Origin of the sequence: Capnocytophaga sp. oral taxon 902 (assembly GCF_013394735.1) — a bacterium.
Lineage (GTDB): Bacteria > Bacteroidota > Bacteroidia > Flavobacteriales > Flavobacteriaceae > Capnocytophaga > Capnocytophaga ochracea.
Window position 1 is genome coordinate 620,789 of the sequence record NZ_CP058261.1, and the last position, 26,114, is coordinate 646,902.

At 38.8% G+C, this 26,114-nt stretch carries 24 protein-coding genes and 1 pseudogene; 12 read left to right on the forward strand and 13 right to left on the reverse strand.

Going from position 1 to position 26,114, the window contains the following annotated elements; translation table 11 throughout:
* Positions 1-335: 335 nt before the first annotated feature.
* The 3 genes from HW278_RS02625 to HW278_RS02635 form a co-directional block, all read right to left on the reverse strand.
* Positions 336-1,556 (reverse strand): DUF6051 family protein, encoded by a 1,221-nt coding sequence (locus HW278_RS02625; protein ID WP_178976843.1) that lies wholly within the window; start codon positions 1,554-1,556, stop codon positions 336-338.
* A 67-nt stretch (positions 1,557-1,623) separates the two neighbouring features.
* Positions 1,624-3,132 carry a RagB/SusD family nutrient uptake outer membrane protein gene (locus HW278_RS02630; RefSeq protein ID WP_178976844.1) on the reverse strand — a complete coding sequence of 503 codons (1,509 nt, stop codon included), beginning with the start codon at positions 3,130-3,132 and terminating at the stop codon, positions 1,624-1,626.
* 9 nt (positions 3,133-3,141) lie between these two features.
* The gene (locus HW278_RS02635) at positions 3,142-6,198 is read right to left on the reverse strand and encodes a SusC/RagA family TonB-linked outer membrane protein (RefSeq protein WP_178976845.1); all 3,057 of its coding nucleotides are present in this window, start codon (positions 6,196-6,198) and stop codon (positions 3,142-3,144) included.
* Between the two features lie 407 nt (positions 6,199-6,605).
* On the opposite strand from HW278_RS02635, the gene HW278_RS02640 reads away from it, so the two are divergent.
* Positions 6,606-7,220 carry a hypothetical protein gene (locus HW278_RS02640; protein WP_178976846.1) on the forward strand — a complete coding sequence of 205 codons (615 nt, stop codon included), beginning with the start codon at positions 6,606-6,608 and terminating at the stop codon, positions 7,218-7,220.
* Positions 7,221-7,497: 277 nt separating this feature from the next.
* Positions 7,498-8,751 carry a methionine adenosyltransferase gene (gene metK / locus HW278_RS02645; RefSeq protein WP_002673303.1) on the forward strand — a complete coding sequence of 418 codons (1,254 nt, stop codon included), beginning with the start codon at positions 7,498-7,500 and terminating at the stop codon, positions 8,749-8,751.
* 160 nt (positions 8,752-8,911) lie between these two features.
* On the opposite strand, the gene HW278_RS02650 is transcribed toward metK, so the two are convergent.
* The gene (locus HW278_RS02650) at positions 8,912-10,168 is read right to left on the reverse strand and encodes a hypothetical protein (RefSeq protein WP_128091013.1); all 1,257 of its coding nucleotides are present in this window, start codon (positions 10,166-10,168) and stop codon (positions 8,912-8,914) included.
* Positions 10,169-10,196: 28 nt separating this feature from the next.
* Entirely contained in the window at positions 10,197-11,336 is a 1,140-nt protein-coding gene (locus HW278_RS02655) for a TlpA family protein disulfide reductase (protein WP_178976847.1), read from the reverse strand.
* 167 nt (positions 11,337-11,503) lie between these two features.
* Here HW278_RS02655 and HW278_RS12395 point away from each other — a divergent pair, with 167 nt between their 5' ends.
* From HW278_RS12395 to HW278_RS02700, 10 genes are all read left to right on the forward strand, one after another.
* Complete coding sequence (locus HW278_RS12395; RefSeq protein ID WP_255493715.1) at positions 11,504-11,635, forward strand: hypothetical protein; 132 nt, start codon at positions 11,504-11,506, stop codon at positions 11,633-11,635.
* Positions 11,636-11,818: 183 nt separating this feature from the next.
* Positions 11,819-12,919, forward strand: coding sequence for a glutamine-hydrolyzing carbamoyl-phosphate synthase small subunit (gene carA, locus HW278_RS02660; RefSeq protein WP_178976848.1), 1,101 nt, complete (start codon positions 11,819-11,821; stop codon positions 12,917-12,919).
* Between the two features lie 116 nt (positions 12,920-13,035).
* Positions 13,036-13,506 carry a DinB family protein gene (locus tag HW278_RS02665; RefSeq protein WP_178976849.1) on the forward strand — a complete coding sequence of 157 codons (471 nt, stop codon included), beginning with the start codon at positions 13,036-13,038 and terminating at the stop codon, positions 13,504-13,506.
* 90 nt (positions 13,507-13,596) lie between these two features.
* The gene (eno, locus tag HW278_RS02670) at positions 13,597-14,889 is read left to right on the forward strand and encodes a phosphopyruvate hydratase (protein WP_016479086.1); all 1,293 of its coding nucleotides are present in this window, start codon (positions 13,597-13,599) and stop codon (positions 14,887-14,889) included.
* Positions 14,890-14,961: 72 nt separating this feature from the next.
* Positions 14,962-15,720: a carboxypeptidase-like regulatory domain-containing protein gene (locus tag HW278_RS02675; RefSeq protein ID WP_009421677.1), complete on the forward strand. Its 759-nt coding sequence runs from the start codon at positions 14,962-14,964 to the stop codon at positions 15,718-15,720.
* Positions 15,721-15,824: 104 nt separating this feature from the next.
* Positions 15,825-15,983, forward strand: coding sequence for a 50S ribosomal protein L34 (rpmH, locus tag HW278_RS02680; RefSeq protein ID WP_002669412.1), 159 nt, complete (start codon positions 15,825-15,827; stop codon positions 15,981-15,983).
* Positions 15,984-16,063: 80 nt separating this feature from the next.
* Complete coding sequence (locus HW278_RS02685; RefSeq protein ID WP_128091017.1) at positions 16,064-16,825, forward strand: MBL fold metallo-hydrolase; 762 nt, start codon at positions 16,064-16,066, stop codon at positions 16,823-16,825.
* A gap of 71 nt (positions 16,826-16,896) precedes the next feature.
* Positions 16,897-17,391 carry a lipocalin family protein gene (locus tag HW278_RS02690; RefSeq protein ID WP_002673313.1) on the forward strand — a complete coding sequence of 165 codons (495 nt, stop codon included), beginning with the start codon at positions 16,897-16,899 and terminating at the stop codon, positions 17,389-17,391.
* A 23-nt stretch (positions 17,392-17,414) separates the two neighbouring features.
* Positions 17,415-18,107: an OmpA family protein gene (locus tag HW278_RS02695; RefSeq protein ID WP_009410919.1), complete on the forward strand. Its 693-nt coding sequence runs from the start codon at positions 17,415-17,417 to the stop codon at positions 18,105-18,107.
* Positions 18,108-18,379: 272 nt separating this feature from the next.
* Entirely contained in the window at positions 18,380-19,630 is a 1,251-nt protein-coding gene (locus HW278_RS02700) for an aspartate kinase (RefSeq protein WP_178976850.1), read from the forward strand.
* A gap of 113 nt (positions 19,631-19,743) precedes the next feature.
* Here HW278_RS02700 and hisS read toward each other — a convergent pair whose 3' ends face one another.
* The 8 genes and pseudogenes from hisS to HW278_RS02740 all read right to left on the reverse strand — a co-directional run bounded on the left by hisS (position 19,744) and on the right by HW278_RS02740 (position 26,073).
* Complete coding sequence (hisS, locus tag HW278_RS02705) at positions 19,744-21,117, reverse strand: histidine--tRNA ligase (RefSeq protein WP_178976851.1); 1,374 nt, start codon at positions 21,115-21,117, stop codon at positions 19,744-19,746.
* Between the two features lie 6 nt (positions 21,118-21,123).
* Positions 21,124-21,900, reverse strand: coding sequence for a nucleoside triphosphate pyrophosphohydrolase (mazG, locus tag HW278_RS02710; protein ID WP_178976852.1), 777 nt, complete (start codon positions 21,898-21,900; stop codon positions 21,124-21,126).
* Positions 21,897-23,105: an ROK family transcriptional regulator gene (locus tag HW278_RS02715; RefSeq protein ID WP_178976853.1), complete on the reverse strand. Its 1,209-nt coding sequence runs from the start codon at positions 23,103-23,105 to the stop codon at positions 21,897-21,899. The genes mazG and HW278_RS02715 overlap by 4 nt, the downstream gene beginning before the upstream one ends.
* A gap of 117 nt (positions 23,106-23,222) precedes the next feature.
* On the reverse strand, positions 23,223-23,375 hold the full coding sequence (locus HW278_RS02720) for a hypothetical protein (protein ID WP_002673339.1): 153 nt from the start codon (positions 23,373-23,375) through the stop codon (positions 23,223-23,225).
* Positions 23,376-23,427: 52 nt separating this feature from the next.
* Complete coding sequence (locus HW278_RS02725; RefSeq protein ID WP_178976854.1) at positions 23,428-24,102, reverse strand: SMI1/KNR4 family protein; 675 nt, start codon at positions 24,100-24,102, stop codon at positions 23,428-23,430.
* A gap of 6 nt (positions 24,103-24,108) precedes the next feature.
* Positions 24,109-24,657, reverse strand: a pseudogene (locus tag HW278_RS02730) (hypothetical protein).
* A gap of 9 nt (positions 24,658-24,666) precedes the next feature.
* Positions 24,667-25,296, reverse strand: a complete 630-nt coding sequence (locus HW278_RS02735; RefSeq protein ID WP_178976855.1) for an RBBP9/YdeN family alpha/beta hydrolase — start codon at positions 25,294-25,296, stop codon at positions 24,667-24,669.
* 138 nt (positions 25,297-25,434) lie between these two features.
* A complete protein-coding gene (locus HW278_RS02740; protein ID WP_178976856.1) occupies positions 25,435-26,073 on the reverse strand; it encodes a Type 1 glutamine amidotransferase-like domain-containing protein in 639 nt (212 codons plus the stop codon).
* Between the last annotated feature and the right edge of the window lie 41 nt (positions 26,074-26,114).

The window sequence follows — 26,114 nt, forward strand, 5'->3', positions numbered from 1 at the left end:
TATATAGGTTAAATACATCACAAGAGCAACTCCTAATAGCCAATATTTCTATAACCTTTCTTCGCCTTATTTTCGGTATAGATTCGTCATTTGTTCGTCTTTCCTTCGTCTTTTGTTCGTTCATTGTTCGTCTTTTGTTCGTCCTTTAGCCACTGTAGACCCACTGTAGACCCACTGTAGACCCACTGTAGACCCACTCTTCGTTCACCTTTCCTTCGTCTTTTGTTTATCTGCCCGTGTGGCTCGCACCTGCCTGTCGTGCTACGACCTCGCACCGTCTTTTGTTCGTCATTCGTTATTCCTGTACTTCCCTTTTACCTTTTACCTTTTACCTTTTATCTTTTACCTAAATAAAACGCTACTGCCGATGTTACAAACCTCTCAAAAGCCTCGGTTACTTGGGGGGCATTCTTGGTAGTGAGAGCAAACGGACTCATATGGGTATACGGATAAGGAAAATCTTCTATTTGTACCTCTATATTGATATTTCTGTAGCCTCCTTTAAGGGTGTTAAGTGCCTCAATAGGAGGTGTTACCTCGTCCTTCTCCAATACTAAAGCTTTGATTTGCTTCTCCAACTGCAAAAAGCGCTGTTCACGTTCTTTCTGGTAATAGTTGTAGCGCAACATCGTTTTGAACCAACCCTCACCAAAATGAAGGTTACTGTCTTGATAATGTCTTAGGCGGTCGTCGTTTTTGAAATTGGTGCTGAGCAGTTCTGCAAAGGTTTTCTGCATTGTTATCGCTGCACGTCCGTCCATTATGTATTTAGAAATGGGGAACATACGGTCGATAGTCATACCTCCGCAGAAGCAAAAGAGCTTGGAATTAGCAAAATAGCCTTGGGGATTTGCCATCATCAATATTACAGAAAGGAAAGAGCCTATGGAATACCCAAAGAGGTCTACCGTAGCCGTAGGTGCAATGGTAGGGAGCAAGCCCGCTTTTAGGTCAGTGATGAGCTGTACTATATCGTTATATGTTTGCAACCCCGACCAAAAGAGACGTTGAGGAAAGGCATCTAAACGCGTAGAAGTCGCCGCATTCACATAAGAGGTTTCGGAATTATCCGGAAACTCATTCATACGCTTTTGTGCAATAATGTACATTTCTTGGCGAGAGCTCCATCGCTCAGGGGCACGACTCATATGGAAGGCTATTGGGAAGAGCATTACTGCCTTACCTGTTTGTGTTGCCAATCCATAAGCCCACGGTAAGTATTTATCCCATTTCTTTTCGTTGAGTCCGTGGAATACAATAATCACCCCTTCAGCTTTTGGAGTTCCTAAAGGTTGTATTATATGATACTGGAAATGAATATTACAATCCACATCATAGTCAGCCCAATGAAGGTCGTCTTGCGCATCATTAAGCTGAGAAGGAAACGATAAGTTATGTTCTTGACAAAACAAATGCGGACTTCCTGGCAGGTAATACTTAGCCCCTTCGGAGAAGAAGCTATTATGCAAAATACGAATACCCAGCTCGGGTAATTCGGTATCGCGCTGGGTATCGAAAACTGTTTTTAGTTTTTTGTATAATTCGTAATATTCCATATTTTTATAAATTAGAAAATTAGCAAATTAGCAAATTTTCACATTTACTAATTTGCTAATTATAGGATTACCAATTAGGATTTTGTTTCCAATTGCCTTGTTCGTAGTCTATATCATCTACTGGTATAGGCCATACTATTTTGTAATAGTAATTACTTCCTACCTGAATATTGAGTTCACTATAATCAGAGGCAGGAGTATTCCTAATAGCCGTTACATCCTGAGGAGTGCCTCTTTTTACAGGCAATCCCCAGCGATTAAGGTCATACAGGCGGAAATCTTCAAAAGCTAACTCTCTATTGCGCTCGTTTTGTATGTCGGCAAAAAGGTTGCTTCCTGAGGTAGTAATAGCACTGAGCCCTCTTGCAGCACGTAATAGGTTTAAGTACTTTTTAGCATTAGTTTCATCATTGTTTTTATAGGCAGCTTCGGCTGCTATAAGGTAAGTTTCAGCTATGCGGAAAAGCTTAGCCTTATGCCCATAATAAAAATTATAACTATCAATAGGTTCTAATTCTCTATTTCGAGGATACTTGTTTACAGCATAAAGAGAGCTAAACCCTATGGTTACTTCTTTCAAGAAAACATCTTTTCGCCAGTCGTCAGTAGTAAATAAATCTATAAAATCCTGAGTGGGCAATACATTAGGATTGGCGTCTATCTGTCCTGGGAAAAAGAAACTTTCACTTTCGCCTAAATAGAGCTCATTGGTATTATCGGAAGTTTCATAAACTCCTGCATTGACAGCTGCGTATAACTGGATAATACTCTCGGTATTATCATCTTCTGTCCATATTTTCTTGAAAGCATCGGCAGAGGTAGCCAATGGATAGCGATTAGTATTGATAAGTGCTACTGCTACTTGGTAGGCTTGTGCCCAGTCATTTTTATAGAGCAAGACTCTTGCTTTGAGAGCTCTGGCAGCATCGAGGGTGAAAGTATCAGCTCCTGCTACTCCTGTTTGGTTTGTCAATAAGGTTTCGGCTTTCTGAATATCACTGAGTATAAAATCATAGGTTTCGGCTACACTACTTCGCGGAGGAAAGTTCTTGAGCGTAGGAGCTGTAAGCAGAGGTAAACCTAAATCGGTAGTTGCTGTACTACTGTTATAAGGTTTGCAAAAGTGCGTAACCAAATAGGTAAAGCAATAGGCTCGCCCTAAGTAGAGAGCTCCTGTAAGTTCTTGTATTTCTGATTGCTCAGGTATATTAGGGAAGCCCTTAATACCCGTGTTTATATCTTGAATGATAAGAAAGCGTTCTTTCCATATAGAGGCAGTAGCGTGCTCTGAAGAAGCAAACGTAGACCACCGATGCATATCGGGCAACTTTTCCATCGCTCCCGCAGCTGCGTTGAGATAATCGGCTTGGAGGTCTGAGGCATACATCTGTTGCCCCTGATTGTAATCACGCAAAGCGTTATACATCCCATTTACCCACATCTCGGCATCGCGTTTATTTTTAAAGCTAGTATTCTCACTGGCGTAATTATAGGGGTCTAAATCCAAACGAGCACAACCCGTAGGCAACGACACCAAAAAAGAACATAAAAGTGCTATATATATTATTTTTTTCATTTTCCCTTTTTAGAATTTAAGTTCTACACCTATAGTAAATTGACGAGCAGGCGGATAACCTCCTCTTGATAACGTATTAGAAAACTCAGGGTCGGCTCCTGAATATTTGGTAATGGTAAAAATATTACGTGCCGATGCATATAGGCGTACCCCTGAAAAGAATCTCATTTGGTCTATTACCTCCTGAGGAAGCGCATAACTTAAACTTATACTCTTCAAGCGCATATAAGAGGCATTTTCGAGTAAGCGGGTATCTTTGCGCATATAATAAGCACTACTGAGTTTAGGCAACTCTGTATCATCGCCTTCTTGTTTCCAATAGTTAAACAATTCTCTATTGAAATTCTTACCTCCAAAAGTGCTTTGGTTTAAAGTATAGTATCGGTCTTCATTGATAAGCCATTTGCCCAAAGCATAAGAAAATGCCAAATCGAGTGATACATTCTTATAAGTAGCACTTAGCCCAAAACCACCATTGATAGGTGCAAACATTTTCTTGCCTGTAGTTTGTATTAGGTCTTCACTGAATTGGGTTGTAACTTTGGAGTCGTCTTTTTGTTGTATCATAGGGTTATCTTCGTTTCGTTGATACCATTCGGCATCTCCGTCTTTATTGATACCCTTAAATATTGGCAATGCCCATTGTAATGGTTCATTTAGCCTATATCCATTATTAAAAAGTCTATTCACAAAATTATCTTTGCTCAAGAATAGCGAGGTTACCTTCTGTTCATTGTAATTCATATTGAAATAAGGACGTATGCTTAAATCATTATTCTTACTTCTATACGCAATCGTTGAAATAGTAAGGTCAAAACCTCTATTTTGCATATCACCTATATTATCCGGAATAGAAGTAAAACCCGACGCTGAGTTTATATAACGTTGTGCAAGAGTTTTATGGGTATTACGCTCATACACTTCAAAATTGATAGTAGTACCTTTGGCGATACCGATGTGCAAGCCGAGTGTTGTTTTCTGTTGTTCTTCCCACATAATATCGGGATTACCGAGCATCGCAATAAAATAACCTGGTGTTTGTTTATATAATTTTGAAGCATCTACCAAGGTTCTATTGCGATAATCACCAATAGAAGAGTTACCCGAAATACCAGTGCTAAAACGCAAATCTAAGCTGGTAAGCCAATTTACCTTTTGCAAAAACTTCTCTTCTTTGAGTTTCCACATTCCTCCTATCGCCCAGAAATTGGCATAGCGATTATTTGAACCAAAGGCTGATGAACCATCACGGCGTGCTGATAGGTCTATAAAATAACGGTATTTATAAGAGTATTCCAAACGGGCAAAATAGGAATTAAATCCTGATTCAGACTGGCTATCTCCTACATTATATTCTTTAGTTCCGTGACTGAGCATTGATAAAGCATCAGAAGGTTGCCCCTTAGACGATGCGTTGAACGAGCGCCACAGCGTTTCGATAGATTCTTGCCCCAATAAAAAGTCAAAATCGTGTACGTTCTTTATATTCCATTTGTATTGCAATAGGTTAGTATAAGTACGCTGTATGTATTTATTGAGATAGCGAAAGGTTTGTGCTACCGTTTTGCTACTATCATTACTATAACGATAATCTATATAAGAAGGCAGAGGTCCTTTGCTTTCAGTTTCATTTACATTATACTGTATCCCTACTTGGCTTTTAAATGTCAGGTTCTTGATAGGTTCTATTAATAAATACCCTATAGGCAATATATCCTCAGTATAATCAATAGAAGGGTATTTTTCAGCCATATAATCAGGGTGAAAAAAGCCATTTTGACGATTAATAAAAGAAGGAATGTAATTCTTTCTCTTTCCATCGCTCTCTTTGGGAGAATAAATAGGAAGCGACAATATATCGGTTTCACTACCAGCATTCGATACTCCTTCGGCAGTGGTAGTTCCTAAGGAGATTGAAAGTCCTGCTTTAAGCCAATCGGTTATTTGTGTGTCTAAATTAGTATTGAGATTATAGCGCTTGTAGTCCGAACGCGCCTTTATACCCTGTTGGTCTAAGTAGCCCAACGAAATGTAATAAGAAGTAGTATTACTTCCTCCCGAAATAGACACATCGGTACGTGAGATAGGAGCGAAATCGCGAAAGAAAACTTTATCCCAACGTGTATTATAAGGATTTGCCGCCAAGATACTATCGGCGATAGCTCTTGCCGTAGTTTGAGTGTAGCCCGAACGCCTACCGAAAGCTACAATAGCATTGGGGTCTTTTTTTACCCAAAAGTCCATATACTCTTGTGGGCTCGCCATATTATCAAAAAATTTGCGAGTTACATTGGTGCGCATTGAGAAGCCCAACTGATGATTAATAGTAATATGAGTGCGCTCATTGCGTTTACCTCTTTTGGTAGTAATTAAAATCACCCCATTGGCAGCACGAGCTCCATAGATAGAAGTAGAAGCAGCATCTTTGAGTACTGTTACGCTTTCTATATCGGTAGGGTTATACATCGTCATTATATCGCCACTTACAGGGGCACCATCTATTATATACAAAGGTTCTGAGACTATCGTCTTATCAAAAACTGACATAAATGTGTTGAGTCCGTGAATGAGTACCGAAGAGCTTGCTCCTGGTCTTCCGGACTCGGTAGTTACCACCATACCTGCCACTTTACCTTGTAGTGCATCGGTGATATTAGCATTAGGAGTTTCGGCAAAATCTTTGCCTTTTACAGTAGCTACCGAAGCCACCGTGCGACTGGCTATTTTTTTGCCTCCATAGCCAGTTACCACTGTACCTTCTAATTGCTGAATATCGTCTTGGAGGACGATATCTATTTGGGTTACACCTGCCGTTACTTTCTTTTCGACGGATTTCATTCCCAAGAATGAATATTTGAGTACATCGCCTACTTGGGCATTGAGAGTATAGTTGCCATCAAAGTCAGTAGAAGTACCGTGTTGGGTGCCTTTTATAAAGACAAAAGCACCCATCATAGGTTCACCTTTAGTGTCTTTCACCGAGCCCTTAATTGTTACATTTTGCGCTAAGGAAGGTAATACCCAAAGGAAAATACCTACAAAAACTAATAAATTTTTCAAATTCATAAATCGCTTTATTTTTCAGTGCAAAGTTTTCTAAAAAAAAATGAAAAAAACAAACAAAAGAAAAAAGAGATTCTTCATTTAGAATATTTTTCTAAAAATAGAACTCAAAACAGAAAATAAATATGTTTTATAGCCTATTTATTGACAAAATGGCGTTTTTAGAACTTTGAGAGTTTATATACTGAAAATGTGATGAATATATTTTTTATGAGCGTTTTTTGAGGTAAAAAAATTTTTATATGGAGCTTATAGGAAGCTTATAGGAAGCTTGAACGAATCTTGGAAGATAGATATAGGAATGTTACTGAAAGCCTTTGTACACCTTGACTGAGCGCTATAAGGTAGTTACACTTATGTTCTGTTATTGGTTTTTCTAAAAAAGTATTATCTTATAGAAAAATACGCCATTGCTTATTGATAAGGTAAGATTTGGCTATTTGCAATTATTTATTATCTTTGCCGAAAAATATAAACATATGAATATGAAGCGCTTTTTATCAGCTATCACACTCCTTGTTATGAGCCACTTAGCTTGGTCACAAAGTCCTAACATTTTAGACCCTGATTACCAAAACAGCCGTCCTAACTCTTGGACTTATGGGGGAAATATAGGCATTGGCTACTCCACTTATGGATTGGGGATTGATATATCGCCACGCCTGGGGTACAAAATCACTGAGGATTTGGAGCTTGCTGCTGTAGTGAATGGTTCTTTTCAAAACTCGGAATACTACCGCAGTTTGTTAGTGGGCGTAGGCCCTGCTTTAACCTATTACATAGGTAGGGTGGCGTATGTGAGTAGTTCTTATCAGCATTATTTTATCTCTCAGAAGCATAAAAGCACCAATTACAAATACAATACTGAGGAAGACGCCTTGTATGTGGGAGCTGGTTATATGCAAAATGTGGGGGGTAATGTGTATATACAGATAGGTGTGAGCTACAATGTGCTCTACAAGAAGGACAAAAGTGTTTTCAGTAGTGGTTTTATACCGAGTGTTGGGATAGTGATAGGACTTTAGTGTGAGCCACACAGTGAAGTGCGAGCCACACAGGCAATTAGCACGACAAACAGGTGTGAGCGAATGAACAGTAGAGAAATTTATTTATTTATAATTGTTCATTTATAATTATTTTATACCTTTGCACCGAAAAACATAACAAGAGGACAAATTTGTACTGATTGCAACCTCTTGGGGTACTCCCCGAAAAATGCTAAAACAGTAATCTTTACTTGCTTTTCACGTCGGTTCCCCATTCTTCTTTACAATTGCGTCCTCTACTAAATCATAATTACCAATGGGATATTTATTCACCTCTGAGTCCGTTTCTGAAGGACACCCCGACAAAATCGCAGACCAAATAAGCGATGCTCTAATCGACAACTTTCTTGCTTTCGACCCTCATTCGAAGGTGGCGTGCGAGACTTTAGTTACTACCGGTCAGGTAATATTGGCTGGGGAAGTAAAATCGAACACCTACATAGATGTACAACAAATTGCGCGCAACGTGATTGAGAAAATTGGCTATACTAAAAGCGACTATATGTTTGAAGCCAAATCGTGTGGTGTGCTTTCGGCAATTCACGAACAATCGCCCGATATCAATCAGGGGGTAGACCGCGGTAACCCCGAAGAACAAGGGGCTGGCGACCAAGGAATGATGTTTGGTTATGCGGTAAACGAAACCGAAAACTATATGCCTCTTGCCTTAGACCTCTCGCACGCTTTGCTGAGAGAATTAGCCGATTTACGTCGTGAAAACAAAGAGATTACCTATTTGCGCCCCGATGCGAAAAGCCAAGTAACCCTTGAATACAGCGATGATAACAAACCGCTGCGCGTAAATACGATTGTGATTTCTACCCAACACGACGAATTCGACACGGAAAAGAAGATGCTTCAAAAGATAAAAGAAGACATTGTGAACATTCTCATACCGCGTGTGATTAAAAAGTATCCTCAATATGCACCATTCTTTGACGACAAGATTATTTACCACATCAACCCTACGGGTATCTTCGTGATAGGAGGCCCTCACGGCGATACAGGCTTGACTGGTCGTAAAATCATCGTAGATACGTATGGCGGTAAAGGAGCTCACGGCGGAGGCGCTTTCTCCGGCAAAGACCCGAGCAAGGTAGACCGCAGTGCAGCTTATGCTATGCGGCACATCGCTAAGAACTTAGTAGCCGCAGGAGTAGCCGATGAGATATTGGTGCAAGTAAGTTACGCCATAGGGGTAGCCGAACCTACGGGCGTGTACGTAAATACTTATGGTACAGCTAAGGTAAACCTCACTGATGGTGAAATAGCGAAGAAGATACAAGAAATCTTCCCTTTGCGCCCGTATGATATAGAACAACGCCTGAAACTACGCAATCCTATCTATAGCGAAACAGCATCTTACGGACATATGGGACGTACACCTAAGGTGGTAACCAAAGTGTTCTCGTCACCTTATCACAAGACAAAAACGATAGAAGTAGAGCTTTTTACTTGGGAAAAGTTAGACTTTGTAGAGAAAGTAAAAAACACTTTTTTTAATGATTAATGATTAGTGGTTAATGTCAATATTAATATAAAGAAGGCTGTCTGATATAAAACAGACAGCCTTCTTTTATTTTTTAGGAGGTGATATACAATGCAAATTAAATAATTGGAAGGGAGAATATATGATAGAAAAACGACTTTTCACTATCCAATATTCTCTCTTAAAGCTCTATTTGGTATTGCAACACAAAAGTACCTAAGCGAGTACTTACCTTTTTATCAGTAGCATCGAAGATAGGGCGGTTCTCATAGCCTAAGGAGAGTTTGCTTTTTTGTCCGTTAAAATAAGTATTCACGCCTACTGAATAGATATTCACGTTGCTGTTGAGGGCTTTATAGTTAGCAAATCGCCAGCCTGCATTGGGTTGTACACGGATATTACAATTTTCCCACTTAGGAAGCAGATAGCCTAATTGCAAGAATAAGGTACTACCTGTACCTATGGCGGGAGTAGCATTACCAGCCCCATTAAGAGAGGTTCCTCCTCCAAAAATGCTATTAGCACCCACACTTCTCACATAATCACTACCAAAATGAGTGCTGTTAAAGCCTAAATAAGCGGTAATAGCGTCGTTGCGTTCAGAAATAGGAGTATCTATAAAGAAGTCGATTCCTAAATTGAAGTAATCGCGATAGGAAGTATTAGTCCCATCAGTAATTTCTCTCATTTTAGCTTGATATTCATAGCCAATACCGAGATTCATTATGTGTTTAGTTCCTAAATAAGTGCCATTACCTCCGCTAGTAGGCAATTTGTTGCTCTCATCGTCCCAAAACTCATATTTTAGGTAAGAGGAAGTAAGCACTTTGGGTTGCCCTTTGCTATAATTAAAAGCTGTACGAACATTATCAGAGGGGGCAGGTGAATTTTGCAAAGACACGAAATAATCAATCTTTCCTAACTGTCCTTTGGCGTAAACACCTATCCTACGCCCCATATCATCGAAATGATTAAGGGTGTTAAGATAATAAACGGAAGGGTCGAGAGTGAGCATAGAGCCGTTAGAGAAAGCGTTGGAAAAACGACCAGCTCCTGCAAAGGTGGTCTTGGCTACCCCAATGCTCAATTTTTCGCTAAAAGTATACTGACCGAGCACGTCGAGCAGACGAAAATCGGAGCTTTGGAGGGTACTTTGGTTGAGATTATTATTTCCCATTAGGATATAGAACAACCATTTCTTTTCTACTTGGGCGAAGAAGCCTAAGCGATAACGCCTTACAGAAAGGTCGAATACCTTATCGGCAGGTTCACCTTGTACGGTAGTACCAGGGTTTGTTTCGGTAAGGCGAGCCCAAAACTGTCCACGCACAATACCTTGAATAAAAGTGTCGCCTTCTTCGTCGAAATTATGACGAAGCAACTGAGCTGAGGCAGGAATTGCCATCAATAAAGCTACTAAAAATAGAATTCTTTTCATTTTATGTTATGTTTATGGTTTAAAAAAGTTACTTGGCTTTGGGATTGTTAATAGCCATCAAATGGGTATCTATGAGTTTCTTTAAATTCTCATCGGAAGGCATTGGTGCATTGCTGTTGATGATATTACCCTGCGCATCGATAAGCATATAGCGAGGGATACTTCGCAAGTCGTACAAAAACTTATAAGTATCTTTCACTTCTGGGGTGGTATACAGATGAATACCGCTTAGTTTATCATTCTTTACCATCTCTTTCCACGCTTCTTTATCACGGTCTACTGAAATACTGAGAAAGACAATAGGCTTACCTTTATAGGATTGCTGTAAGGCTTCTAAGGCGGGCAACTCTTTACGGCAATCAGGGCAATAAGTAGCCCATATATCTACAAATAGCAATTTGCCTTTGAGGGGTAAACTCTCATATTTCACTTCTTTATCGTTTAGGTCGGTAAGACCTTTAAAAAGAGGGAAAGGTTGTCCTGCTTTAAGTCGGTTTACTGTAGCAATGCGTCCTGAAAGAGCGTTTAACAGTTCGTCGTCTTTTACTGCCTTTTGCACTAAGGCTATAATCTGTTCATTGGTAGTCTCAGCGGAGGTTGCTGATACGCCTTCGATGAGCAAAGGGGTAAGGTCTTCTTTAATATTTTGTGATTTGAGCGTATTGAAATCGGCTAAAATCTTACCCCACGGGTCGTTGAACTCATATTGCACTTGATAGCGATAGATTTTCAGTTGGAAGCAATTATGTACTAAGGTTTTATAAGCATTATACGCATCGAAATCGGTAGCGTTATCTAAATCTACATCTTTAAGAGATTCTTCCAAGGCTTTCATAACAGGGGCTTCTTCTTCGGTATATTTACGATGATTCAGTAAATAAGCAGAAGTAAGAGACAAGAGTTCGTATTGGTTCTCTTTCTCTTCTTTAACTATAAAATCAGAAGGTAATCCTTTAGCGTTAGTTAATACCTCAGCGCATTGTTTACTTATGGCTTGTAGGTTCTGCTGAAAAGCAACGGGGTTCTGCCCTAAAAGTTCATTTTGCTTTTCGGGAGTTTGCAAACCTATAGCTTCTTTTTGTTGCTGATACGCTTTTATAGCTTCTTCAGGATTGGTACAAGCACTCAATCCTAACACAATGAGAAATGCAATAAATAGTTGTTTCATAGCTTTAGAATTTAAAATAATGACAAAGGTATAATATTTTTTTGGAAATAGGAACTTTTTTTTATGAATATTTAAATAATGGTTAATGATTAATGGTGAAATTGGGGGAGGATTATACAAAGCTTATGGGATAATCGAACAATGAGTGGTCTTTCAGTGGCTCTACAGTGGCTCTACAGTGGGTCTACAGTGGGTCTACAGTGGTTCTACAACGAACAATGAACGAACAAAAAACGGTGCGAGCCGCACGGGCAAATGAACAAAGAACGAACAAAGAACGAACAATAAACGAAGAATGAACGAACGATGAATGGAGATAAGGTGAAGATAAGAAGGAGATAAGATGGAGATAAGATGAATATTGATTGTATTTCAGGGTAATATTGAAATAATTTTAATAGGTTTAGGCTAAAAAATATCATTGATTATTTATATTTCAAAAATATTTTGTACCTTTGCAGTCGATTTAAGGAAATAGCACAATGAAGTATCAACAAAAGAAAAAAGCGGTATTACTCCTTGCTGATGGCACTGCCTTTTATGGTAAAAGCGTTGGCTATGAAGGTACTGCTTTTGGTGAAGTGTGTTTCAATACGGGTATGACGGGCTATCAGGAAATATTTACTGACCCTTCGTACTTTGGTCAGATTATGGTGATGACCAATGCTCATATCGGCAATTACGGTATCTGTGAAGACGACAACGAATCGAATGGTATGAAAATTGCAGGGCTGGTATGTAGAAATTTTAGTTATGATGCCTCCCGTGCTGTTGCCGAGGAAACCTTGAAAGACTTTTTAGACCGTAACCACTTGGTAGCCATTTGTGAAGTAGATACCCGCGCTTTGGTGAGTTATATTCGTGATAATGGCTCGATGAACGCTGTTATTTCCACAGAAACTGACGATTTAGCACTGCTCAAAGCTCGCTTAAATGAGATTCCTAATATGAAAGGTTTAGAATTGGCATCGAAAGTGTCGGTTACTGAACCTTATTTTTTTGGCAATCCAGAAGCGAAGTACAAAGTAGCAGCACTCGATTTCGGCATCAAGAAAAATATCTTGCGCAACTTGGCAGCCCGTGATATGTACATCAAAGTATTTCCGTACAACACGCCTTTGGCTGAGCTTAAAGCGTGGAACCCCAATGGCTATTTCTTGTCTAATGGTCCTGGCGACCCCGAACCGCTCACCGAGGTGATTGCCCAAGTAAAGCAGATGATAGCAGAAGATTTGCCTATCTTCGGCATTTGCTTAGGACATCAGATTATTGCACTGGCAAACGGCATTAGCACTTACAAAATGCACAACGGTCACCGTGGTATTAATCACCCTGTGAAAAATTTGCTTACAGGTAAGGACGAGATTACCTCTCAGAATCACGGGTTTGCTGTGAATAGAGCAGAGGCAGAAGCTAATCCTAATGTGGAAATCACGCATACCCACCTGAACGACAATACTGTGATGGGTTTACGAGTGAAAGGCAAGAAGTGTTTCAGTGTGCAGTATCACCCTGAAGCCGCACCTGGTCCTAATGATGCGACGTATTTGTTCGACCAATTTGTGAAGCAATTGGAGAATTAGAAAATGTGAAAATTAGAAAATTACCCCCGAACCCCCGAAGAGGGACAAGCCGTGAAAAGGATAAGAAGAGTATAAAATATAGGCTAAAAACTAAGGACTAAACACTAACAATTAATATGAAAGAATTACTTACACCCGAAGCATTGCTCACTAACCTAAAAGATGTACGTGGTCTCACTCGCAAGGTGATTGAGGCTTTCCCCGAGAAAGACCTCTTTGAGTTCAACATTGCAAACCTACGTCCGTTTTCAGGAATGGTAGAAGAGTTTTTGAGAGTTATGGACTATCTTTTTAAAGAGAGATTTCAGGAGCAACACACGCTTTTCTTAAAAGGAGCCTTTCCTACTACCAAAGCAGAAGTATTGGCTTTGTGGGATAGAGCTACTGAAATTCTCGACCGTGAATGGCAAAAAGTAGGTGATTATACCCAACCATTCACTATTTATCAAATGACTTTCAGCTTTGCCCAATGGATATTATACTTCATTGAAAACGAGAGTCACCATCGCGGACAAGGGTATACTTACCTCCGTGCTTTGGGTATCGAACCGCCTTTCTTTTGGGGAAGAGAAAGCTTTAACAATTGATAATTGACAATTGACAATTAGCATTATAAAGTCAGATAAGTCCGATATCCCTAACCCCTAAACAAAGTAAATAATTAAATAACAAAATATATGAGTATTATTGTAAGCGTGCACGCACGTCAGATTTTGGATTCAAGAGGAAATCCAACCGTAGAAGTAGATGTAATGACCGAGAATGGTTTCCTTGGTAGAGCTGCTGTTCCATCAGGAGCATCGACAGGTGAATACGAAGCCGTTGAATTGCGCGACGGTGGTAAAAGTTATATGGGTAAAGGCGTACTCAAAGCCGTTGCTAATGTAAACGATATCATCGCAGAAGAAATCGTAGGTATGGACGTTTTCGAACAAAACCTTATCGACAAAACAATGATTGAGCTCGACGGTACTCCTAACAAATCTAAATTAGGAGCTAACGCTATTCTTGGGGTATCATTGGCAGTAGCAAGAGCCGCTGCTGAAGAACTCGGTTTGCCTTTGTACCGTTATGTAGGTGGGGTAAGTGCTCACACTTTGCCTGTACCAATGATGAACATCATCAACGCTGGGGCACACTCCGATGCGCCTATTGCTTTCCAAGAGTTTATGATTATGCCTGTGAACGCTAAGAACTTTTCACAAGCTATCCAAATGGGTTCAGAAGTGTTCCACAACCTTAAAAAGGTATTGCACAAAAAAGGATTGAGCACTGCTGTAGGTGATGAAGGAGGTTTTGCTCCTAACTTTAAAGACATCGAAGACGCTCTCGATTCTATTAAAGAAGCTGTAAAAGAAGCAGGCTACAAATGGGGTGAAGATATCAAAATCGCCTTAGACTGTGCTTCTTCTGAGTTCTACAAAAATGGCAAATACGATTATACTATCTTTGAAGGTGCTAAAGGTAAAGTACGTACTTCAGCTGAACAAGCTGAGTACTTGGCTGAATTGGTAGCTAAATACCCTATCATCTCTATCGAAGACGGTATGGATCAAAACGACTGGGACGGATGGAAACTCCTTACTGACAAATTGGGCAAAAAAGTACAATTGGTAGGTGACGATTTGTTCGTTACTAACGTATCTATCCTTGAAAGAGGTATTGCCAAAGGTATTGCGAACTCTATTCTCATCAAAGTAAACCAAATCGGTACTTTGTCTGAAACTATCGCAGCCGTAGATATGGCAAACCGCGCTGGTTATACTGCCGTAATGTCTCACCGTTCAGGAGAAACAGAAGACAACACTATTGCCGACTTGGCAGTAGCTTTGAACACCGGACAAATCAAAACAGGTTCGGCTTCACGTTCTGACCGTATGGCGAAGTACAACCAATTGCTCCGCATCGAAGAATCTTTGGGTTCAGTAGCTTACTATCCTAAAGAAAAAGCCTTCAATGTAAAGAACTAATGTTTTAATATGATTAGGGTGTTCGAGGGCACTCCTCGAACACCCATTTTTTTACCCTTAAAAGAAGTAAGTATGATGAAGAAGATATTATGGTTTTGTATGTTTTTATGTGTGACGACACTTGTAGCTCAGGAAACAGTGTTGCACGGACATATTTACAGTGTGCAAAACAATAAACCAATGCCTAATGTACACATCTTAAACCTCAATAAAGTAAGAGGTACTACTACCAATGACAAAGGTGATTTTAGTATCAGAGTAAGTGCTAACGACACGCTATACATTTCTTTTTTAGGGTATAAATCTACCAAGATACGCATAACAAACGATATGATAAAATATCAAGGGTTGAAAATAGGAATGACAGAGCTTGCTTATACTTTACAAGAAGTAGTTGTAACCCCTTATAAACTCACAGGTTATTTGGATATTGACGCTAAAAATGCACCTATCAATGACAATACGCGTTATAGCATTTCGGGGTTAGATATAGGTTATGAAAGTAGAGCTAGTGCAAGTGCTGTGGGTAGAGTGCTAAGCGCTGTAATGAACCCTGCCGACTTGCTGAGTCGCTCGTTTGGCGCCAAAGGGAAAGAAATGCGCAAACTGAGAGAGATGCGCAAAGACAACGAATTGAGCGATGCTCTTTCCACCCGTTACGACCGCGAAACCCTATTAGAACTTTTGCAAGTAGACCGTAGTGAGTTAGAAGATATCATTCGCTCTTGCAACTATTCTAACGATTTTATAATGACGGCAAACGACCTGCAAGTGCTTGAAGCCATCAGTCAGTGTTACGAAGAATATAGGGTTTTACACAAGAAAAAATAAAAAATATTTTGTCATTCCAAAAAATTGACGTACTTTTGCCCCGCTATTGATAAAATAGAGAGATAAAGTATCATTTTTAATAAGATTTTAAAGATTAACAAGCAATGAAAAGAACATTTCAACCTTCAAAGAGAAAAAGAAGAAATAAACACGGATTCAGAGAACGTATGGCAACTGCTAATGGTAGAAAAGTATTAGCACGCCGTCGCGCTAAAGGACGTAAAAAACTTACTGTATCCTCTGAGCCAAGACATAAAAAATAACAATTTTAATTGTTTAAAGATTAGTGGTTAATGATTAATGACTTGTGAAATTAATCATTAACCATTAATCATTTATCATTATGAAGATTACTTTCCTCGGTACAGGTACTTCACAAGGGATTCCCGTAATAGCAAGCAACCACCCTGTGGGGAAAAGTACCAACCCCAAAGATAAACGGTTGCGCACTTCGGCACTTATCAGTTGGGAAGACACTAATATTGCAATAGATTGCAGTCCTGATTTTAGACAGCAAATGCTCACCAACGATGTACAGCATTTGGAGGCTATACTGTTCACTCACGAGCACGCCGATCATACCGCCGGAATGGACGACATACGCCCTTTTGTACGCTTGCAAGGCGATATGCCTATCTATGGACTAAAAAGAGTAATCGATGAGCTGAGAGTTCGTTTTGGTTATATCTTTGCCACTGAAAACCGATATGAAGGAGCTCCTTCGGTAATACCTCACGAAATAGACGAAGCGCCTTTTACTTTGTGTGGTAAGATAATAGAACCTATACACATAATGCACGGCAATTTGCCCATCGTAGGCTATCGGATAGAAGATTTAGGTTATATTACCGATGCCAAATATATAGATAAGAGTGAAAGGGAAAAACTACGAGATTTAGATGTTTTAGTATTGAATTGCCTAAGAGATGATGTACACCCTACACACCTCAATTTAGCGGAAGCTTTGGAAATTATAGGAGATGTACAACCTAAGCGCACCTATCTCACACACGTGAGCCAAACCTTTGGTTTTCACGATGAGATACAAAAAAGATTGCCTAAAAACGTATTTTTGGCATATGATAACTTAGTAATAGAATGTTAATATTTAGTTAATTATTAGGTGGGCGAGAAAAAAAAGTTTATTTTTGCCCTCGTAATCAAAAACAATTAAAGATGAAAAAAATTGCACTTTTACTTGTAATGGCAGTATTGGTAATGGCTTGTAAGAGTTCTTCAGGCTCAATGACTGCAAAACCCAAAGAAACAAATATAGCTAATAAAGCTATTAAAGGTGAATGGACATTGCAATCCATCACATATAGTGAAAAAGGTAAATATGAAGTTACCTTGTTAAACGATACTTCCAAAGAATGCTTTGAAGGCAGTACTTGGAAATTCGTTCCGAATAACAACCGCGGACACTATACTATCAACGCGAGTGGTTGTTCAACAGGACAAAGAAACTTCATTTTTATTGTACAAGAAGTAGATAAATCAACAGGATACTATGATTTTCTGTTGAAACCTACTAATGAAAAATATGTTTCAGAAACTAAACAAGGTATTCGTTTGCATTTGGCAAGTATTTCTGACAACTCAATGGTGTGGGAACAAACCGTGAGAGTAGATGGCAAACCTTTTGTTATCTCAATGAATTTTGTAAAATAATTAAAGATTAATACAAACAGAAGATGAAAAAAATCGTAGTTTTAGCCTTATCGGCAGCTGTATTGCTTACCGGTTGCGAGGCATACAACAACTCTAACAAAGCACAACGCGGAGCTGTAATTGGTGCTGCTGGTGGAGCTTTATTAGGAGCTATTTTAGGGAACAACGTAGGTAACGGACAAAACAGCGAACTCGGTGCCGTACTTGGTACAGTAGTAGGAGGTGCTGCAGGAGCTGTTATCGGTAACCAAATGGATAAACAAGCTAAGAAAATAGAAGAAGAAATCCCAGGTGCCGATGTTAAACGTGTAGACGATGGTATCGTGGTTACTTTCGACGAAAATAACGGAGGTGTATACTTTGATACTAATAAGTATAACATCAACAACAAATCAAGACAAACACTTGATAAACTATCTGCTATTCTTAAAGAATATCCTGATACTAATGTGATAGTAGCTGGCCACACTGATAATGTAGGTAAAGATGAGTACAACTTAGGTCTTTCACAACGGCGTGCACAAGCCGTTACTAACTATTTTAAAAGTAAAGGTTTAGCAGGTAGCCGTTTTACTACCAAATGGTATGGCGAAAGAAACCCTGTAGCAAGTAACGAAACTGCTGATGGACGAGCTAAAAACCGCCGTGTGAATGTAGTAATCGTTCCTAATGAAAAGATGAAAGCAGACGCTAAAAAACAGGCTGGAAACAAATAAAAATAGTTTGATACTTGACTATACAAATGAGTGTTGAGAAGTACTTCTCAACACTCATTATTTTTTATTAAATGTCTAAAACAACAGATAAAAAAGAACGTTAGAAATATAACAATATCACTTCCAAATGACATTTTTTAATCTTCACTTTTCTCTTTTCACTAAAATACACTACCTTTGCACTGTTAATCTCGGTATTTTGGGTATTTAGGTTTATTACTTACCTCTTACCATACTCTGCTGTCGCAGACTTTACCTCATATCTAAAGGAAATGCAGATATTTAAATTTGGAGGCGCCTCAGTAAAAGATGCTGCAGGTGTACGCAATGTCGCTAAAATATTAGAAACGGTAGGCTATGCTAATACGCTCATCGTGATTTCAGCAATGGGAAAAACCACTAATGCTTTAGAAGTAGTGGTAAATAGCTATTTTAAAGAACAAGAAAAACTTTCGGAAAGCGTTCAGCTGATAAAAGACTTTCATTACCATATCATTCGCGAACTATTTACCGATGAAAATCACCCTGTATATTGGAAAGTAGATGGCTTGTTTGCAGAGCTCACTTCGTTTTTAGAACGCAACAAGTCGCCGAAACACAGTTTTGTATATGACCAAGTGATTGGCTTTGGTGAACTCATTTCTACTACTATTATCAGTCAATATCTGAATGACAATGGTATTAAAAACACGTGGATAGATGTCCGTAATCTCGTAAAAACAGATAGTAATTACCGTGATGCCTCTATCGACTGGGAAGAAACACAAAGTAACATTCGCATGCATATTAACAAATCATTACTGAACATCACACAAGGTTTCTTAGGAAGCGATGCAAATTTTTTCACTACTACCTTAGGGCGTGAAGGTTCAGACTATACAGCGGCTATTTTTGCCTATTGTTTAAACGCTGAAAGTGTAACGATATGGAAGGACGTACCTGGTGTTCTCAATGCCGACCCTCGATATTTTCAGCATACAGAGCTCTTGCATAAAATCCCTTATAAGGAAGCTATAGAACTCGCTTTTTATGGCGCTTCAGTAATACACCCAAAAACCCTACAACCACTCCAACAAAAGGAAATCCCTCTTTATGTACGTTCGTTTTTGAATCCTACTGCTGAAGGAAGCGCTGTGTGTAATGTAGCTGAATTATCTCCAAAGGTACCTTGCTTTATCCTCAAGAAAGAACAAATACTGCTTTCTCTCTCTTCACTTGACTTTTCATTTATAATGGAAGAGGGTATTAGCTATATCTTCAAGAATTTGCATAAGACTAAGATGAAAGTAAGTGTGATACAGAACTCGGCGATTAGTTTTTCAGTATGTGTAGACAACAAATTCGATACCTTAACTGAACTTTTAGAAAAGTTGGAAGAACGCTTTAAGGTATCGGTAACTGAGAACGTAACACTTTATACCATTCGCCACGCTACGGAAGAGGCTATTAAAGAAGTGGAAATGAACAAAGAAGTGCTGCTTAAACAAGTGGCTTCAGATACGGTTCAGATAATAGTGAAGTAAATCTATCTTCTTATTATCCGTTATTGTTTAAACAACAATCAAACAAAGCATACAATAAAAAAGGGACTGATGATATATCAGTCCCTTTATATATTTCTATAATTAATATATTATTAAAATAATGCTTCATTTACCTCATTAAAATTATATTCTTTTTGAGTGCCTTTAAGCATATCTTTCAATACAAAAGTATTTTTAGTAAGCTCGCTTTCCCCAATCATCACTACAAACGGAATGCTTCGCTTATTAGCATATTCCATTTGCTTTTTAATCTTAGCTGCATCGGGGTAGAGTTCTGCTCTTTTTCCGAGTTTACGCAACTCTTTCAATAGTTTCATACTCTGTAAAGCTTCGTTATTGCCAAAATTTATACAAAGCACTTCTATGCTATTGCTCAGTGATTCAGGAAAAAGATTCAGTTCTTCCATCACCAATCCTATGCGGTCTAAACCAAACGAGATACCTATACCACTTATCCCCTTCAATCCAAAGATGCTCGTAAGGTCGTCATAACGTCCTCCTCCACCAATAGAACCCATTTTCACTCCCGCTGGAGCAGTAACCTCAAAGATAGCTCCTGTGTAATAATTCAGTCCACGTGCGAGGGTAACATCGAGGTCTAAAATAGCTGTTTGTAAGGTAAGCCGCTCTATTTGTTGTGCTATAAACTCCACCTCTTCAATACCTTTCAACCCCGTTTCAGAAGTTTTTAGTATCTCTTTCAGAGCCGTGAGCTTTTCAGCAAGAGCTCCTTTAAGTGTAAAGATAGGTTGTAACTTGCTAATAGCTTCGTGGCTGATACCTCTTTCCATCATTTCCTTGATAACACCCTCTTCGCCTATCTTATCGAGCTTATCGAGAGCTACGGTAAAGTCGACGAGTTTATCACTCTCCCCTATCACTTCGGCAAAACCGCTGAGAATTTTGCGGTTGTTAATCTTAATAGTCACCCCTTTAAGATTGAGCGCTGTAAATACGGTGTCATAGAGCTGTACGAACTCCACTTCCTGCCACAAGCTGGTACTACCTACCACATCGGCATCGCATTGGTAAAACTCTCTGAAACGTCCTTTTTGCGGACGGTCAGCGCGCCAAACAGGCTGAATTTGATAACGTTTAAAGGGGAAAGTCAGTTCATTTTGGTGTTGTACTACATAGCGTGCAAAAGGAACTGTAAGGTCATAACGGAGTGCTTTTTCTGATATTTGGGGAGTGAGCTTCTGAGTATTCTTAGTTTCCCAATCGTCTTGTTTAACTCCTTCTGTAAAATCACCTGAATTGAGTATCTTGAAGATAAGACGGTCGCCTTCTTCGCCATATTTACCCATCAATGTATCGTAATTTTCAAAGCTGGGCGTTTCGATAGGCTGAAATCCAAAAGCGTTAAAAGTATTTTTAATAGTGTTAATAATAAAGTTGCGTTTGGCCACATCGGCTGGTGAAAAGTCACGAGTGCCTTTAGGTATGCTTGGTTTTTGTATTGCCATTGTTTTTTATTGTTTTACTATTTTCTTAGCTTCTTGCCAATAAGTTTCCATTTCTTGTAAGGTCATATCTTTGAGTGATTTTCCCTTCTCATTGGCTCGTTGTTCCAAGTATTGAAACCGAGTTATAAACTTACGATTAGTGTGCTCTAAGGCATCTTCAGGATTTACTTTCAAAAATCGGGCATAGTTAATAAGACTAAAAAGAACGTCGCCAAACTCACTCTCAATATTTGTCTGTTTTTGCGCTTTTACTTCGGCGTGTAGTTCATCTATTTCCTCTTTTATCTTCGCAAAAACATCGTCTATATTATCCCAATCGAAGCCTACACCTGCCACTTTGTCTTGTATACGAGTAGCTTTTACTAATGCAGGCAAACTTTTAGGCACGCCTCCCAGTACGCTCTTGTTACCTTCTTTGAGTTTTATTTTTTCCCAATTGCGCTTTACATCGTCTTCGTTGTCTACTTTCACATCTCCATAGATATGCGGATGCCGTTCAATGAGTTTTTCACACACACCATTTGCCACATCAGCAATATTAAAATCACCCGTTTCACTACCTATTTTGGCATAGAAAACAATATGAAGTAACAAATCACCGAGTTCTTTCTTCACTTCTTGCAGATTGCCACTGAGGATAGCATCGCCCAATTCATAAGTTTCTTCAATAGTGAGATGGCGCAACGATTGTATTGTTTGTTTCTTATCCCACGGACATTTCGCACGCAGGTCGTCCATTATATCGAGAAGTCTCCCAAAAGCCTGAAGTTGTTGCTCTCTCATATCAATCCTATAAATTTACTACGGGCGAGGAGACTTGCTCCTAATAGACCCGCCTTATCACCTAATTTTGATACTTTTATCGAAGAGTCTTTATTCACTAAATTCAAAGAATACTTCTTGATAGCACTGCGCAAAGGCAATATCAAATAGTCGCCTGCATTAGCAAGAGTACCACCAATAATCACCAATTCAGGATTAAATAGGTTGATGAGACCCGCCACGTGTTTACCTAGTGTATTCCCCACCTCTTCAATAAGTTCTATAGCCAATATATCTTCCTGCAAAGCTACATCTATGATATCGTTGAGTGTAATTTCGTCTTCATTTTCCTTCTGTTGAGTAAGTAAAGACGATTGACCGTTATGAAGTTTTTCCAAGAATTTACGATAAAGAGCAGAGCCCGAAGCCTCTGTTTCTAAGCAACCTTTCTTACCACAGTGGCACAATATCTCGTTTTCAAAGGCAGTAATATGCCCAAACTCACCTGAAAAGCCTGATTTCCCATAATATAGCTGCCCATTAACGATGATTCCTAAGCCTAATCCCCAACCTACATTCACGTAGATGATATTTTTTTCAGCCTGTACGCGCCCTTTAATATATTCACCATAAGCCATCGCACGCGAATCGTTATCAATAGAGACATCTATACCCAATTTTTCTTCAAACATTTCAGTAAGCGGACGTTCATCGAAATAAAAGAAACTATAACTATGCCCCGTTTGAGGGTTCACACGCCCTGAAATATTAATGCCAATACTCAGTATTTTGTCCTTAGGCACCACTGTATGGCTCATAAAATCTTCTATTATTTCACATAAACGTTCAAAACGCTCGTGAGGATGCGCTTCCTCAAAAGAGATATCCATCTGTTCATCTATCAAATCTCCCTTAAAATTGATAAGCCCTATATGAACGCGTTTTTGAGAGATATCTACACCTATAAAATATCCCGAACTTTGGTTCAATCCATAGATATTAGGACGTCTACCTCCTGGGGTTTCCATCTTCCCAAAGTCCATCACTATACCATCTTCTATCAGTTCGCCCACCATTTTAGTAACGGTAGGTACACTGAAGTTCAGTTCCTTGCCAAGGTCGGCAAGTGTATCATCTCCGTTATTGATGTAATAACAGATAATATCCTTTTTCAATGAGGCACTTCTGATGCCTTGTTTAATTTCTTCTAAGAATTTTAGTCCCATAGCATTTTAATCTTAATCATTATTGTAAAGGTAAGGCAAAATTACTAAAAATATTTTAATAAGAATGCAATAATAAAAAAATAATTGATGTTTGTAATTAGTATTTAATGCTTTTCTCTACGGATTAATAGTAACGATTTTTCCCTCACGGCGCACCACAATCTTTTGATTATTCTTCCGCTTTTCGGCTATCATTCGCTTGTAAGCAACGTCTAAACCTTTTAAAAGTTTGTCTCGAAATAACTTTTTTTCTGTATTTCTATCTCCCATAGCTGTTTTTCATTTGATTATAGGTAGCATAAAGATGCATAATCACTTCTTATTACTCATCTGTCATCTCATAAAACCAATTTAAAAAAGGGTCATCGGTTGCTTCGTCGTCCATATTATGAGGGGTTACCACTTCTAATCCTATTGCGGGGATAGTGGTATGAAACGTATTTTGCACCCACTCTTGGTATTGTGTATTGGGGTGGACGAACATTTCGTTCTTATCACTGTTAGGGGGGAGTGGATAATACTCGTCCCAGCAAATTTCATCATAGCCAATGGCTAAAAGGCGCAAGAAATCCAAGGCGTTTTTCACCAATATACAGGTCATCATAGAGCCTGAACCCGACCCGATATGCACGATTTGGGTACGCCCTTCATCGTCGAGCCATAGGGCACATTCCGAACCATCCCCTCCGCTCTGTGCAAAGGAAAGCAAACGCTGTGCAGTTTCCCCCTTATGTTTCCCGAAAGAAATCTCTAACAGCTCCTCACGTTCTGAGGGTTTTGCTACATAAAACGAAATATCAGTACCGCCTTCACGTTCGTCTTCTTTCCAGCTCTCTCTTAGCTTATCTTGTGGATAGAGATAGCCATAACGCACGCCATCTCTGTCCTCATAATAACCATTGTCCTCTATCCACTGATAGAGTTGGCGGAGTTCCTCAGGGATTTGCATTCCCTCAGGGAGGGCATTTTCTAATTGTTGTAATAAAATATTTTTCATTTTTCTTTACGATTCATACATCATCGCATCATACCAACCTTCAAAATCATCATTTAAGCCATTATCCTCTGAGCCCATTGGTATAAAAATATCTATTCCTTTTGTGCGAATAGATACTTTACTGAAATTCAATTGCTTTTTTACCACTTCCCAGTTGTCTGCCTCTTCAACCGTATTCACACAACGGACTATTTGGGTTGTTCCTCTGTAGTCCAACCACAAAGCTACCATAGAGCCATTATATATATTTTCGGCTATTTGCAAAAAACGCTGAGCAGCATCGTCGGCATTCTTACCAAAAGAAATGGTTAAGAGTTCTTTACGAAAGTTTTCTTCTTCCATATAAAAGGCAATATCGATATCTACGTTTACGTCATCTAAGTACGTATTCCTAAAAGGATTTTTAGGATATAGATATCCGTAACGTACACCATCGTCTCTGTCCTCATAATAGCCGTTATCTTCTATCCACTGATAGAGTTAGCGGAGTTCTTCGGGGATTTGCATTCCTGCGGGAAGTGCGTTTTCTAATTGTTGCAATAAAATGTTGGGCATAATTTGTTGTTATTTCTCCTTAAAGATATCTAATACTTTATCTCTCACTAATGGAAATTCAGTATATCCTCCTCGGTCGAGAAAGTGTTTCCCTTGTGGAAGACGAATAAACTCACAATTGAGCAAGCGAGAGAGATTATCACTTAGCTGAGTGGGTACTATATCGTCATCTATAGCTGAAATAACCACTGCTTTACCTACCATTGGCAAATGTTTGAAACTTGAAAACTTCTCTACAAATGGGTTTAAGCTCTCAAGATTGGGTACTGGTTCATAAAATCCCGATACGAGTACAATACCTTTAGGTTCTTTTTTGCTCTCCAATAGGAAATCCAGAGTAGTAATCGTACCCAAGCTATGCGCTACTATTACTGTTTGAGGTGTTACATTCACCTGTTTTTTAAGTGTTGCTATCCAATCATCAACGTTTGGATTATCAGGAGAAGGCATTGCAATACGATAAGCTTTAATTTTATGCTTTTTTAATTCTTCTTCTAACCACTTAAACCAATGATTATCAGGCGTAGCGCCATATCCGTGTACTATATACACTTGTTTTTCCATTTTTTTAGTATTTTTATTCTGTGCATAACTTAGAGAAAATACACTTAAAACTAATATTAATAATATATTTTTCATATAAATTATTTATTTAATAGCAATTTTTGACTTTTTCTACGCTTTCATTTTAGTAAAGTGTAAAGCAATATATAAAAAAAAACCTTCCTCTAATAAACTCCAAAGGGGAATATAGAGAAACTAACACAACAAAACTTTCTATTTCTTAGTTCCTTTTTTAGGTTTTTCAAGTGTTTTTATTTCATTACCTAAAACGGTAATTACTTGATTGTTGGAAATAGGTCGCAGATCTATTTTCTGTGAATAGTCACTTACTATTTTTTGAGTAACTTTCTTATATGGAAAGTTTAAATAATGAGGTAAAAAATAAAAATCTACCAAATGTAAGCCTGAATAATCAGTGAGTTCAGGAACTTTTTTGGTCTCGTCCATATCGCTAACAAATTCAATAGTAGGAGAGGCAATAATAGAACCTGCTGAAGTACCTATGTACAACTTTCCATTATTAATTTGTTCTATAAGTAGCTTGTCAGCTCCTTTCTTTTTTAGTTCCTGCATTAGGTAGAACGTATTCCCTCCAGAGATAAAAATATAATCATTTCGTTCTAATGCTGTGGCTATTTCTTCGGTAGTAGCGGTAGAAACTTCTAATTCTTCTATGATAATCCCTAATTTTTCAAAGGCTTTTCTATCATCATCGACATAAAAACGCGCTTTTTCTACCAAACTTGCTGTTGGAATAAATACGATTTTCTTTCCATTTACCGGTTCACCTGCAAAATCTTCAAACAATTTGGCTACTGAACTGAATGATGAGGTTAAAAATAATCTTTTCATTTATGATAATAATTGCTGTTATTGGACGAGTCGGACGAGGG

Coding starts and splice junctions, on each gene's coding strand:
- HW278_RS02625 (WP_178976843.1), bottom strand. CDS start 1,556: ATGGAATATTACGAATTATACAAAAAACTAAAAACAGTTTTCGATACC.
- HW278_RS02630 (WP_178976844.1), bottom strand. CDS start 3,132: ATGAAAAAAATAATATATATAGCACTTTTATGTTCTTTTTTGGTGTCG.
- HW278_RS02635 (WP_178976845.1), bottom strand. CDS start 6,198: ATGAATTTGAAAAATTTATTAGTTTTTGTAGGTATTTTCCTTTGGGTA.
- metK (WP_002673303.1), top strand. CDS start 7,498: ATGGGATATTTATTCACCTCTGAGTCCGTTTCTGAAGGACACCCCGAC.
- HW278_RS02650 (WP_128091013.1), bottom strand. CDS start 10,168: ATGAAAAGAATTCTATTTTTAGTAGCTTTATTGATGGCAATTCCTGCC.
- HW278_RS02655 (WP_178976847.1), bottom strand. CDS start 11,336: ATGAAACAACTATTTATTGCATTTCTCATTGTGTTAGGATTGAGTGCT.
- carA (WP_178976848.1), top strand. CDS start 11,819: ATGAAGTATCAACAAAAGAAAAAAGCGGTATTACTCCTTGCTGATGGC.
- HW278_RS02665 (WP_178976849.1), top strand. CDS start 13,036: ATGAAAGAATTACTTACACCCGAAGCATTGCTCACTAACCTAAAAGAT.
- eno (WP_016479086.1), top strand. CDS start 13,597: ATGAGTATTATTGTAAGCGTGCACGCACGTCAGATTTTGGATTCAAGA.
- HW278_RS02675 (WP_009421677.1), top strand. CDS start 14,962: ATGATGAAGAAGATATTATGGTTTTGTATGTTTTTATGTGTGACGACA.
- rpmH (WP_002669412.1), top strand. CDS start 15,825: ATGAAAAGAACATTTCAACCTTCAAAGAGAAAAAGAAGAAATAAACAC.
- HW278_RS02685 (WP_128091017.1), top strand. CDS start 16,064: ATGAAGATTACTTTCCTCGGTACAGGTACTTCACAAGGGATTCCCGTA.
- HW278_RS02690 (WP_002673313.1), top strand. CDS start 16,897: ATGAAAAAAATTGCACTTTTACTTGTAATGGCAGTATTGGTAATGGCT.
- HW278_RS02695 (WP_009410919.1), top strand. CDS start 17,415: ATGAAAAAAATCGTAGTTTTAGCCTTATCGGCAGCTGTATTGCTTACC.
- HW278_RS02700 (WP_178976850.1), top strand. CDS start 18,380: ATGCAGATATTTAAATTTGGAGGCGCCTCAGTAAAAGATGCTGCAGGT.
- hisS (WP_178976851.1), bottom strand. CDS start 21,117: ATGGCAATACAAAAACCAAGCATACCTAAAGGCACTCGTGACTTTTCA.
- mazG (WP_178976852.1), bottom strand. CDS start 21,900: ATGAGAGAGCAACAACTTCAGGCTTTTGGGAGACTTCTCGATATAATG.
- HW278_RS02715 (WP_178976853.1), bottom strand. CDS start 23,105: ATGGGACTAAAATTCTTAGAAGAAATTAAACAAGGCATCAGAAGTGCC.
- HW278_RS02720 (WP_002673339.1), bottom strand. CDS start 23,375: ATGGGAGATAGAAATACAGAAAAAAAGTTATTTCGAGACAAACTTTTA.
- HW278_RS02725 (WP_178976854.1), bottom strand. CDS start 24,102: ATGAAAAATATTTTATTACAACAATTAGAAAATGCCCTCCCTGAGGGA.
- HW278_RS02735 (WP_178976855.1), bottom strand. CDS start 25,296: ATGAAAAATATATTATTAATATTAGTTTTAAGTGTATTTTCTCTAAGT.
- HW278_RS02740 (WP_178976856.1), bottom strand. CDS start 26,073: ATGAAAAGATTATTTTTAACCTCATCATTCAGTTCAGTAGCCAAATTG.